Source organism: Candidatus Omnitrophota bacterium (genome assembly GCA_028693815.1).
Classification (GTDB): domain Bacteria; phylum Omnitrophota; class Gorgyraeia; order Zapsychrales; family Aceulaceae; genus Aceula.
In genome coordinates this window covers 60,313-72,211 of the sequence record JAQUUP010000007.1, presented here as the reverse complement: position 1 = coordinate 72,211, position 11,899 = coordinate 60,313, and the positions used below count along the sequence as shown (strand labels likewise).

Annotated in this window: 10 protein-coding genes, 1 tRNA gene and 1 pseudogene; all 12 read right to left on the bottom strand. The window is 39.5% G+C overall.

Annotation, left to right across the window (positions count from 1 at the left end; genetic code table 11):
- Window positions 1-771: 771 nt before the first annotated feature.
- The 12 genes and pseudogenes from PHY73_03770 to PHY73_03715 all read right to left on the bottom strand — a co-directional run bounded on the left by PHY73_03770 (window position 772) and on the right by PHY73_03715 (window position 11,870).
- A tRNA-Arg gene (locus tag PHY73_03770) sits at window positions 772-845 on the bottom strand.
- A 277-nt stretch (window positions 846-1,122) separates the two neighbouring features.
- Window positions 1,123-1,641, bottom strand: a complete 519-nt coding sequence (locus PHY73_03765) for an adenine phosphoribosyltransferase (GenBank protein MDD3374826.1) — start codon at window positions 1,639-1,641, stop codon at window positions 1,123-1,125.
- 24 nt (window positions 1,642-1,665) lie between these two features.
- Complete coding sequence (locus PHY73_03760) at window positions 1,666-2,523, bottom strand: substrate-binding domain-containing protein (GenBank protein ID MDD3374825.1); 858 nt, start codon at window positions 2,521-2,523, stop codon at window positions 1,666-1,668.
- Complete coding sequence (locus tag PHY73_03755) at window positions 2,523-3,350, bottom strand: sigma-70 family RNA polymerase sigma factor (GenBank protein ID MDD3374824.1); 828 nt, start codon at window positions 3,348-3,350, stop codon at window positions 2,523-2,525. The genes PHY73_03760 and PHY73_03755 overlap by 1 nt, the downstream gene beginning before the upstream one ends.
- A 15-nt stretch (window positions 3,351-3,365) precedes the next feature.
- Window positions 3,366-6,077: pseudogene (gene ppdK / locus PHY73_03750) on the bottom strand (pyruvate, phosphate dikinase).
- A gap of 21 nt (window positions 6,078-6,098) precedes the next feature.
- Window positions 6,099-7,406 carry a glycine--tRNA ligase gene (locus tag PHY73_03745; GenBank protein MDD3374823.1) on the bottom strand — a complete coding sequence of 436 codons (1,308 nt, stop codon included), beginning with the start codon at window positions 7,404-7,406 and terminating at the stop codon, window positions 6,099-6,101.
- Between the two features lie 73 nt (window positions 7,407-7,479).
- On the bottom strand, window positions 7,480-7,923 hold the full coding sequence (locus tag PHY73_03740) for an MOSC domain-containing protein (protein ID MDD3374822.1): 444 nt from the start codon (window positions 7,921-7,923) through the stop codon (window positions 7,480-7,482).
- Between the two features lie 107 nt (window positions 7,924-8,030).
- Window positions 8,031-8,279 carry a hypothetical protein gene (locus PHY73_03735; protein MDD3374821.1) on the bottom strand — a complete coding sequence of 83 codons (249 nt, stop codon included), beginning with the start codon at window positions 8,277-8,279 and terminating at the stop codon, window positions 8,031-8,033.
- 85 nt (window positions 8,280-8,364) lie between these two features.
- A complete protein-coding gene (locus PHY73_03730; protein ID MDD3374820.1) occupies window positions 8,365-8,763 on the bottom strand; it encodes a hypothetical protein in 399 nt (132 codons plus the stop codon).
- A gap of 176 nt (window positions 8,764-8,939) precedes the next feature.
- Window positions 8,940-9,251 carry a zinc ribbon domain-containing protein gene (locus tag PHY73_03725; protein MDD3374819.1) on the bottom strand — a complete coding sequence of 104 codons (312 nt, stop codon included), beginning with the start codon at window positions 9,249-9,251 and terminating at the stop codon, window positions 8,940-8,942.
- 356 nt (window positions 9,252-9,607) lie between these two features.
- On the bottom strand, window positions 9,608-10,486 hold the full coding sequence (panB, locus tag PHY73_03720; GenBank protein ID MDD3374818.1) for a 3-methyl-2-oxobutanoate hydroxymethyltransferase: 879 nt from the start codon (window positions 10,484-10,486) through the stop codon (window positions 9,608-9,610).
- On the bottom strand, window positions 10,467-11,870 hold the full coding sequence (locus tag PHY73_03715; protein MDD3374817.1) for an FAD-dependent oxidoreductase: 1,404 nt from the start codon (window positions 11,868-11,870) through the stop codon (window positions 10,467-10,469). The genes panB and PHY73_03715 overlap by 20 nt, the downstream gene beginning before the upstream one ends.
- Window positions 11,871-11,899 lie beyond the last annotated feature (29 nt).

Below are 11,899 nucleotides of genomic sequence, written 5' to 3'. Positions count from 1 at the left end.
CCATCACGAACAACCCATGCACCTTCTAGGTCACCGCTGACTTTGATGTTTTGTACGCTAGCAAATGCCGGCATAGCTAATAAAGCTACGATAAGCAAAGCTAATAAAATACCTTTTTTCATTGATAATCCTCCTTAAAGAATTTTTTATTTTGTACCAGCCATGTATATTTTTTCTAGTTGTTTATGAAACTTCTAGGAGATCTGCGAAAATTTCCCAGTTAGCGATGAGCCTAACAATTTATTTTTTCCTCCCCTCCTTCCTTTGTTATAACTAGAGTCATCTCTGGGTTCAGTGTAAGTTTATTTTTCCATACATAACATCAAGTGTCAAGTTTTTTTAAAACTTTTTTTTGCTTTTTATTATTCTTATGCATCTTGGCTATCCTGCTGAAAACAAAGCAATTAACATAAATTGATATAAGAAAATAAAAATCACAAAAATGTCACAAAGCCAAAAAAAAATCCATGAAAAGTGCTTGAAATTAAGAAAAAGGCCCTATTTAAAGGACCTTCTCTATATTGTCCCCCTAAAGGGGTCTTCTATTCGCCTCTCTTAAAAACATAGAAAGTTGGCATGAAATTACCCCCTCATCGGGGGTCTTCTATTCGCCTCACTTGAAAACATAGAAAGTTGGCATGAAATTACCCCCTCGTCGGGGGTCTTCTATTCGCCTCACTTAAAAACATAAAAAGTTGGCATGAAATTACCCCCTCATCGGGGGTCTTCTATTCGCCTCACTTAAAAACATAAAAAGTTGGCGAATAAGAATGCGCCTGCCCCGATTCGAACGGGGGACCTACTGCTTAGGAGGCAGTCGCTCTATCCATCTGAGCTACAGGCGCAATAAATGAACACCATTTTTACGGAACGTCAATGACGCAAATATGTTGTGTGAATTTACCCCAGGAGCGGTTTTTAAGCGACGTGAGGCTTCCTTAATAAAAAATTTATGAGAAAGATCGCACCAGTTGTGCGCCATTAAGAAAACAAAATAATCAAAGCAAACATCTCGCCAAAATATTTAAAGAAAAAAATAATATCGATAGGAATAAATTTAATTTTTGTGTGAAAAAAGAATTTTGCATAGACGAGGATTGGTCTTAACAACCAAGAGAAAAATCAATACTCAATTAAAGCATAAATAGGAAATTTCTTTAGCTTGTCTCGACCATTTAAAAATTTAAGCTCAATTAAAAAAGCAATCGAAACAATAGAAGCTTTGAATTCTTTTAAAAGCTGTGTCACTGCCACAACCGTTCCGCCCGTCGCTAAAAGATCATCAACAATCAAAACCTTTGCATTCTTCTTGATCGCATCTTCATGAATTTCAAGCGTATCCGTTCCGTATTCAAGATCATATGTGACACTTCGTGTTTTTGATGGAAGCTTTCCTTTCTTTCGAACAGGAACAAACCCAGCGCCGAGCTTATAGGCAAGCGCTGCACCAAAAATAAATCCTCTCGCTTCAACCGAAACAACATAATCAATTTTCTGGCCCTTAAACTTTTTAGCCAATGCATCAATCGATTTCTTAAACGCAATTTTATCATTCAAAAGCGTTGTAATGTCTTTAAAAATAATTCCTTTTTTGGGGAAATCTGGAATGTCGCGAATGTAGTCTTGTAGTTTTTTGCTCACGGGGCAAACTCCTGTTTTAAAATCTTAATCTTTTAGCTGTGTGACAGTTTCTCGTTCAATAAATTTCGTCGGCAAAAGAATTTGGATCGGCACACCAATTTGACCTTCACAAATCTGATTAAGCTTTTCAAGACCAAGACGGCCCATTTCCTTTAGAGGTTGAGCAACAGTCGATAGCTTAACCGTGCTATGAATATTAACAGGGTTATCATCAAACCCAACAATAGACACCTCTTGAGGGACTCTTAATCCCCGCGTCTTAGCTTCATACATCACCTCTAAAGCCATCACGTCAGAACAAGCAAAAATAGCTGTTGGTCGATTTGTTGCGTCAAATAATTCTTGCGCGCTTTTGCGAGACGGAGTTCTTAAGAATTCCCCGTATTTAATAAATTCATCCTTAAAGGCAAGGCCATGCTTTTCAAGAGCTTCCCTATATCCTTCTAAGCGAAGCCGGCCGGCTTGTGTTCGCAAGTCACCACAAACAATAGCAATGTCCTTGTGTCCAAATTTAATAAAATGCTCAACGACATCAAACGCAGCTTTTTGATTATCAACTGCAATGCTATTGATCGGTTCTTTAAAAATATTATTTAAGACAATATACGGAATACCCGTCGCAATAACTTTGTGAAGTGTCTCGACATCATTATCGATGTCAGCAAAAATAATACCGTCAATATAATTTCGATCGATCAATCTTCCGCGCAACCAATCCTCGTGATCATAACGCTCAGTAATATGCATCAAAACATCGACCTTAAGTCGACTTGCCGTTAGGCCTACTCCCTTAACAATTTCTTCGGCATAAAAAGAATGATCCAAATCTTCAAAACGCGGAACAATCAAAGCAAATGTTTTTCTCGCTGATCCGTTGCTCATTATTCTGATTCCTCCTGAAACCCTTTTTCTTGCTTATGAAAAATTTCTCGCAACTTCTTTATAGCTCCAACTTCTAACTGACGAATACGCTCACGCGAAACGCCAAGCCTTTTTGCGATTTCCGCCAAAGTACGCTTTTCTCCGTCTGTAATACCAAAACGTAAATCTAAAACTTCGCGCTCTCTATCATCCATCATGCTCAAAAGATCAAGCGTGCGTTCTTTGTTTAGAAAACCTTCTAGCTCTTCATGCGGAGCCTCTAAAGTTGTGTCCTCAACAACATCCTTAAATTGTCCTTCTCCCTCTTCTCCGATCGGAGCATCCAAACTTGACATTTTGGTAACGCACTGACGAATCTCGCGAACACGATCGACGCCAAGCTGCATTGTTTTTGCAATTTCAGCGACACGCGGCTTTCGCTTTAGCTTGTGCGTTAGTTTTTCGACAGCTTTTTTATATTTCGCAAGCTCTTCGTTCATATACACAGGAATGCGGATCATTTTTCCTTGATCCACAATCGAACGAGAAACACTTTGCTTGATCCACCAAGCCGCATATGTTGAAAAACGGAATCCCTTTTCAGGATCAAATTTCTCGACGGCACGCATCAATCCGATGTTGCCCTCTTCAATTAAATCACTTAAAGGGATTCCAAGATTCATGTATCGCTTAGCAATACTAATAACAAGGCGCAAGTTCGACTTGATCATCTGCTCTCTTGCTTGTTTATCTCCACTCAGAAGCTTTCGAGACAAATCAATTTCTTCTTCTGCTGTCAAAAGAGGAATATGTCGAACGTCTTTAAAATATGCGCGTATAGGATCCAATACAATGTCCTTTGTTTATTTTTTCTTTTTAGCTTCAAGCGCTGCTTGTCCTGCTGCTAAACGTGCAATTGGCACACGATAGGGTGAACAACTAACATAATTAAGACCGGCTCTAACAAAAAACTTAACACTCGCTGGGTCCCCACCATGCTCGCCGCAAACACCACACTTTAAATTCTTGCGTGTCGATCGACCACGTTTCACCGCTGTGATAACAAGTTCACCTACACCTTCCTGATCAATAGAAGCAAACGGATCATCTCTAACAATTTTCTTATCAATATATTCAGGTAAAAATGTTGCTACGTCATCACGACTATAGCCAAACGTCATCTGTGTAAGATCATTGGTACCAAATGAGAAAAACTCTGCTTTTTCAGCAACCTTGTCGGCAACAAGTGTTGCACGAGGAATTTCCATCATGGTTCCAACAAGATAATTAACCTTAACACCTTTAGCTTTGATAATCTCTTCGGCCGTATTACGAGAAATCGCTTCTAGAATATCATATTCTGCCTTTGTTCCAATCAAAGGAATCATGATCTCTGGAAGAACTTTAATTTCTTTCTTAGCCATGTTGCATGCCGCTTCCATAATCGCTGTTACCTGCATTTTGCAAATTTCAGGATAAGTAATCGACAATCGGCATCCACGATGACCAAACATAGGATTCATCTCGTGAAGAGAATCTACTTTTGCTTTAACCGCTTCTGGTGTTATGTTTAAACGCTTTGCCATCTCTTCTTGCCCTTAGGCATCGTGAGGCAAGAACTCATGTAAAGGTGGGTCTAAAAGACGCACTGTAACAGGTAATCCATCCATAGCCTTAAAAATACCTTCAAAATCTTTTCTTTGATATGGAAGAAGTTTCTTAAGAGCTGCTTCTCGACCAGCGACATCGTTGGCAAGAATCATTTCTCGAATAGCCCAAATACGATCGCCCTCAAAAAACATATGCTCTGTTCGGCAAAGGCCAATACCTTCTGCGCCAAACGCACGTGCATTTTGTGCATCTTTTGGAGAATCCGCATTGGTGCGAACCTTGATTTCTCGTGCTTTATCTGCCCATTTCATCACTTCCAAGAAAATCTGGCAAATTGGATGTTTTAGTGCAGCTTTATTTTTGTCAATAATCCCTGAAACAACTGGCGAAGAAGATGTCTCAACATGTCCTAAAACAATTTCTCCTGTTGAACCATCGATAGAAACCTCGGCGCCTTCTTCTAAAACTTTTCCATCAACCTTGATTGTCTTTGTTTTATAGTCAATATCCAAAGCCGCACAACCAACCACACAACATTTGCCCCAACCTCGAGCAACAACAGCTGCATGCGAAGTCATTCCTCCTGTTGATGTCAAAATTGCTTGAGCAGCCCACATACCAGAAACATCTTCTGGAGAAGTTTCTTTTCGAACCAAAATAACTTTTTTGCCATTTTCAGCCCACTTCACAGCATCATCAGCCGTAAAAACAATTTGTCCGTTTGATGCTCCTGGACCTGCTGGCAAACCTCTGGCCAAAACGCGTTTTGCAGAAATAGCCTCAAGCTTTGCCTTAGGATCAAGAATTGGGAAAAGAAGTTGATTCAAATGATCGCCTTCAACTCTCATCAATCCCTCTTCTGGCTTAATCAATTTCTCTTTAACCATATCAACAGCAATCTTAACAGCCGCTAAACCAGTTCTTTTTCCGGTTCTCGTCTGAAGCATATAAAGCTTGCCTTCTTGAATCGTAAACTCAACGTCTTGCATATCACGATAATGTCGCTCAAGCTTTAATCGAATCGTATCAAGCTCTTTATAAATCTTTGGCATTTTCGTTTTCAAAGTTGAAATCGGATCAGGGGTACGAATACCAGCCACAACGTCTTCCCCTTGGGCATTAATCAAATACTCACCAAAGAATTTGTTTGTTCCATCAGCAGGATTACGTGTAAACGCAACACCTGTTCCAGAATTATCGCCCATATTTCCATAAACCATGGACTGAACATTAACTGCTGTTCCTTTAAGCCCAAAAAGCTTATTAATATTTCTATAAGCAACCGCTCTTGGAATATTCCATGAACCTAAAACAGCATCAATCGCATAAGAAAGTTGCTCGCGTGCGGCTGTTGGGAAATCCTTTCCAACACTCTTTCTGTATACTTCTTTATAAGCATCAACAACTTCTTTTAATTCTTGAGTTGTTAATTCGCAATCTAATTTTCGGTTATACTTTTTCTTAATACGCGTTAGCTCATGCTCAAAATGCTCATGGTCAACACCCATGCAAACATCGCCAAACATATTAATGAAACGTCTATAAGAATCCCAAGCCATGCGCTCATTATTTGTTTTCTTAGCTAGACCTTCAACTGCATCATCATTGATACCAAGATTCAAAACTGTATTCATCATACCCGGCATAGAAACGGCAGCGCCACTTCGAACAGAAACCAAAAGAGGATTATTCTTATCTCCAAATTTTGCACCCATCACTTTTTCAATCTTAGTGATATTTGCATCAATTTCTTTATCTAACCCTGCTGGTTTCTTTTTATTATTCTTATCATAATATGCGCAAACTTCTGTCGTAATCGTAAAACCTGCTGGCACTGGAACGCCAATGCTTGACATCTCCGCTAAATTAGCACCTTTTCCACCAAAAAGCTCCTTCATTGAAGCTTTGCCCTCTGCTTTTCCACCACCAAAAAAATAAACATACTTACTTGTTTTGCCTGCCATCTTTACAAACCTACCCTTCTATTAAATAATAAGTTTTTTTGATAAATATTCTTTCAAACTGCCCACAGGAATACGCTCTTGTATCATCGTATCTCGGTCCCGCACCGTTACTTTTTGGTCACTCAAAGAATCCACATCGACTGTTAAGCAAAAAGATGTTCCAATTTCGTCCTGCCGTCTATAAAGTTTCCCGATCGAAGCGGTATCATCATACACCGCAGTAAAGCTTTTTGACAAATCTTTTTTAATCAATTTTGCCATCGAAACAATATCTGAATTTTTCTTTAAAAGCGGTAACACAGCAACCTTGATCGGAGCTAATTTTGGACTAAACTTTAAAACAACACGCGTCGCATCTTTGACTTGTTCTTCGCAATAGGCATCAACTAAAAACGCAAGTGTTGCGCGATCGACACCTCCGGAAGGCTCAATGATATATGGGAAGAATTTTGTATTGGTAAGATTGTCTTGGTACTGCAGGTCTTTTCCTGAAGATTGGGAGTGTTGTTTTAAATCAAAATCAGTTCGATTGGCAATGCCTTCAAGCTCGGACCAGCCAAAAGGAAACTCATATTCGATATCCGTACATCCCTTGGCGTAATGCGCTAGCTCATCTGATGCATGCTTTCTAAGACGAAGTGAATCTTTTTTGATTCCTAAATCAACATACCAAGCAAAGCGCTCCTCGATCCATTTTTGATGAATCTCGTCCGCTTGCTCTGGATTTGTGAAATATTCGATTTCCATTTGTTCAAATTCCCGAGTTCTAAAAATAAAATTTCCGGGAGTAATTTCATTGCGAAATGATTTTCCAATTTGAGCAATTCCAAACGGAAGACGTTTTCGCGTCGTATCAACGACATTAGAAAAATTAACAAAAATACCTTGTGCCGTTTCCGGGCGAAGATAGCTTAGACTACTGCTGTCTTCGGCAGCTCCGAGATGCGTTTTCATCATCAGATTAAATGCCCGACCCTCTGTAAAATCTTTAGCCCCACATTCTGGGCATTGATCGCCAACATGATCTTTGCGAAAACGTTTCTTGCAAGATTTGCAATCCACCAAAACATCTGAAAACCCATCAATATGGCCCGAAGCTTTCCAAGCGTCCGGATGCATTAGAATGCCTGCATCCAAACCAACCACATCGTCTCGATCATGCACGACAGTCTTCCACCAGGCATCCTTGACATTACGCTTAAGCTCTACGCCCAGAGGACCATAATCCCAAACGCTGCTCAACCCGCCATAAATCTCGGAAGACTGAAAGACAAATCCTCTGCGCTTACACAGAGATACTATTTTTTCCATTAAGTTATCTTGAGACATTGAACCGGTATTTTATCGAAAAATTATCAAGAAATCAAGCATTTTGATTATATTGATAGATGCTTGCTATTAATTAGCTAATCGAAACAAAATCTAAGACTCTAACTTCCCCAGATTCTAAAACTTTAGCAAAAATTCCCTCTTTTGGCATAACGCAATATCCTGCAGAATGATAAATTGAGCACGGGCTATGACATGGCTTGCCAATCTGAACAACTTCAAGCACGACCGCGTTTCCAACACGCAGACGAGTTCCAATCAAAATTTCTTTAAAATCAATGCCGTCAACAACCATGTTCTCAGCAAAGGCACCGTGAGCTAAGGTAAGACCCGTCGCGGCCATCTTTTGAATTGATGCCTTTGACAAAAGACTAACTTGACGCATCCCTGAGCCACCATGGGCGTCTCCAACAATCCCAAAATCTTTTTTGAAAAAACATTTTTCAACCGAAGATTTTGCAACATGCTTCTCTTGGCTTAAGCATAACGCAACAACTTGCCCCTGATCACAACTCATATATTTCCTTGTATTTTAGGTCCTAGAATAAACAGATGTATTGTACCGCAAGATGAAATATTGTAAAGAGGCTTAAAGCCCTTGAAAGGCAGGATTACAACAAAATTCTAATCATCATCAACATCGCTTAAATTTTGCTTCCAACGCTTTAAAATCTGTGCACTCACAGCAGAAGCTTTGACAGACTCACTCTTTCCTTCGTAATAATTTTCTACAATCTTCTGGCTTTTATATTTTTCTCGGTTTTTTGAAGAAATCGCAGCAACTTGGGTAGCCCAAGCTACGACAGCCACGAGCACAAGACCCCCAATGAGAAAAAACCAAACTAATGTTGTCGGCAGTATATTCACATCCATAATCAAACGCCTCTTTCTTCAAGACAAATCCTCCTTACTCTTAAGTATATCATATTTAGTAAGCTTACGACGGAGATAATCTGTCTTAGGCCTTATCAAACGGCTTTGGTCTGAATGTCAATTTTTTGTTATTTTTAATCCATTTTATAATAACAAAAGAAAAGAAAAACGCACCAATCGCTGCAAAACCCATAATAATGGCAATCCGAATATATTGTGTAATATGCTGCCCTGGAATTTTATTATCAGGCGTGCTGATTATATGGCCATACATATCAATGACCTTCTTACACCCTCTCGGCATAACAACTTCTAGGTCCAAGCCAACGATCGCATGATACAAAAAGAAAGCCAAGACAACAATTAAAATACCAAATCCAACAATAAAGAAATCCTGCACCAAAGAAGAACTGCTTTCGACATCTTGCGTCGCTTGAGGTTCTGGGATACTTCCCATATCTTTTTTTACAGGCTCATTTTCCATTCAAAGATTTTCCTTATCAATTTGGACTTTTTTTATTATACGCCCTTTAAAAGACCAAGTCACCAACAAAACAACAAAAAACACATTAAGTGTTTTTTGTTGAAATTATCTAAGAATATTTTCTTAAGAAAAAAATAAAGATCTTTTACTTTAGGAAAAGCGTGTGCAGATTAAAACTATCCAAGCATATCAAAAAGAACCTTATAATGCTCTTGAAGCTGTTGAACAGAGTGCGCCATTATTTTAAAAGCAAAATATGTGATCAAAAGAATAACAATCGTAATAATAAATTTCTTTTTCTGATCATATTTCGGATTAATCCAAACCAAAGGCAACATAAGCGGACCAACCGTCAAAAAACCAAGCACTAAAATCGATGGTTTTAAATACCAGGCTGTCTTCTCTTCTTTATTTAAAAGCTCGTTACAATACCGACACTTGATTGCTTCATCTTGAATTTCTTCTGCACAAAACGGACATTTTTTCATAAATGAAACTCCTATTTACGAGCGCGAAAGCGGCTCGTAAATTGTTAGTTGAATTTACTCCAGGAGCCCTTCATTCTTTTTTGGGCGACGCGGAGTATCCTCAATTTTTGTTTAAATGAAACTCCTATAATAAGCGCCTGACTTACGTCGAGCTTTGGCGAGACGTCAAGTCAGCCTGCGCGAATTTTAATGAGCCTCAGATTTACAGAGCATCAGTGACTGTAAATCTGTCAGGCGAATTAATCCTCAAGGAATCGACGAACTGAGGATTCCCCTGTAAGCCCCGCGGCCTAGCGGGGCGAATCAGAACTTTTTTAAATGAGCACATAGCTTGCACGACTACAAGGAGTGCAAAGTTATTCGTGCGAATTTACCCCAGGAGCGTTTTTAAGCGACGCGGGGTTTCGTCTTAACTTATCCATCTCCTCATCCTTTATAATGAAACTCTGCTCTTTGCTTGGAAACTGACTCAATAAAACTTCATTACGGTAAAGCGTAACCGCGCCAGTAATCATCGAGCTTAAATCCATGTATTGCTTAACAAATTTTGGTTTGAAACGATCAAAAAATCCTAAAATGTCATGTGTCACCAAAACCTGCCCATCGCAATGAGGCCCTGCGCCAATGCCAATTGTTGGAATACTCAACTTTTCTGTGATCATCTGAGCAATTTTATCTGGAATACATTCTAAAACTAAACTAAAACACCCTGCTTGCTCCAACGCCTGAGCTTGATCGATTAAATGTTTTGCCGACTCAGCATCTTTTCCTTGAACTTTAAAACCCCCTAAGCGATCGGCTGTTTGCGGCGTTAAGCCGATGTGCCCCATCACAGAAACTTCTGACTTTATAATTTCTTTCGCCACGTCTAAGCACTGATCAAACCATTCTAATTTAATAGCATCACAGCCTGCTTCATTAACAAAACGCTTTGCATTACAAGCAGCCCTAACACTATCAACTTGATATGACTCAAACGGCATGTCGCCAACAACCAATGCATTTGGGGCCCCTCTTCGAACAGCACTGGCATGATAAATCATCTGATCCATGGTCATCGCTTTTGTGGAATCTAATCCTAAAACAACATTGGCAACAGAATCGCCGACCAAAATAATATCGATACCCGCCTGATCAATGATCCTAGCCATCGGATAATCGTAAGCCGTAAGCATCGTGATCTTTTCACCAGAAGTTTTTTTATCTACTATATCTTTAAGCGTTTGTTTCTTCATTTTTATTTTTTTCTTGGATATACGAATCAATCTTTTGTGCCGCCGTCTTACCCTGATAAAGGGCATCAATCAAACTAAGAGATTTATCCACAACTCCACCTGCGGCAAAAACGCCATCAACAGATGTACTGTATTCATTCTTTTTGATCCAAATAGAATTATTCTTGCTTATTTTCAAATCATTAACTTCTCGCATAATTAATGAATTCGATGTCCCCATGTCAGAAAGAATGATCGTATCCGCCTCGATAATAAACTCAGAATTCTTAACAGGAACCACTTTCCACAATCCTTTACCATCTTTATCCGCAAAATCCATTCGAATGCACCGAACAGCTTTCACGCAATTGTTTTCATCAGATAAGATTTCAATTGGGCTCGTTAAAACTTCCAGATGAACGCCTTCCTCTTTGGCGTGCTCGCGTTCGCTTTCGGTCGCTTGAATTCCATCTTCTCCTTGAGAACAAATAACAGTTGCCTGCTTGTTCAATCGAACAGCCACACGCACACAATCAAGAGCCATTGTGTCAGACCCAATCACAACAATTTTTTCACCAAACAAATCAGCGATCTCTGATTTAAAAGATTGCTGTTCATTGATTAGATTTGTACGCATCAAAAATTCTTGAGCAAAATGCACTCCCTTTAATTGTGCTCCAGGAATATCCGGCATCTCAGAAACGGACGCACCCGTAGCCAAAAGAATAGCTTCATATCCCAAATCTTTTAAATCGGCAATAGTAGACGTTCTTCCAATCAGACAATTTGTTTGAATATTAACGCCTAAAGATTCAATATATTTAATTTCGTCATCTAAAACTTTTTTAGGTAATCGAAACTCAGGAATCCCATAGCGCAAAATTCCTCCAGGCAAGTGCAACGCTTCAAAGATTGTCGTCTGATATCCTGCCTCAACCAAAACCGAAGCCGCGGTTAAACCCGTCGGACCAGAACCTACAACCGCCACTTTCCGATTATTTTGATTCGAGCTCTCTGCATTAAAAAGCTGCTTAAAGGCAGATTGTCCTTGATCAAAGGCAAATCGCTCAAGACCTTTGATGCTAATAGGATCAGCGCCTTCTTCTTCATTTAAAATACAAGTTTGTTCGCAAGGCGCCGAACAAAGACGTCCGCAAATTCCAGCCAAACTATTTTGTTCTCTGATGCGATGAAGGGCTTTTGCGCTATTTCCTTCGCGCAATGAACGGATAAAACCAGGAATATCAATTTTTAGAGGACACCCCACAACACACTTTGGATGCGAACACTGCGGACAACGATGCGCTTCTGAAACTGTTTGATTTTTTTTAAATCCCAAAACAACTTCACAAAAACTTTTAAGTCGCTTAAGAGCGGGTTGTATGTTTTCTGAAATTCTTTTCATAAATGAGCTCCAAAATTATGGAGAAGGGG

Coding starts and splice junctions, on each gene's coding strand:
- PHY73_03760 (MDD3374825.1), bottom strand. CDS start 2,523: ATGAGCAACGGATCAGCGAGAAAAACATTTGCTTTGATTGTTCCGCGT.
- PHY73_03745 (MDD3374823.1), bottom strand. CDS start 7,406: ATGTCTCAAGATAACTTAATGGAAAAAATAGTATCTCTGTGTAAGCGC.
- PHY73_03740 (MDD3374822.1), bottom strand. CDS start 7,923: ATGAGTTGTGATCAGGGGCAAGTTGTTGCGTTATGCTTAAGCCAAGAG.
- panB (MDD3374818.1), bottom strand. CDS start 10,486: ATGAAGAAACAAACGCTTAAAGATATAGTAGATAAAAAAACTTCTGGT.
- PHY73_03725 (MDD3374819.1), bottom strand. CDS start 9,251: ATGAAAAAATGTCCGTTTTGTGCAGAAGAAATTCAAGATGAAGCAATC.
- PHY73_03715 (MDD3374817.1), bottom strand. CDS start 11,870: ATGAAAAGAATTTCAGAAAACATACAACCCGCTCTTAAGCGACTTAAA.
- PHY73_03730 (MDD3374820.1), bottom strand. CDS start 8,763: ATGGAAAATGAGCCTGTAAAAAAAGATATGGGAAGTATCCCAGAACCT.
- PHY73_03735 (MDD3374821.1), bottom strand. CDS start 8,279: ATGGATGTGAATATACTGCCGACAACATTAGTTTGGTTTTTTCTCATT.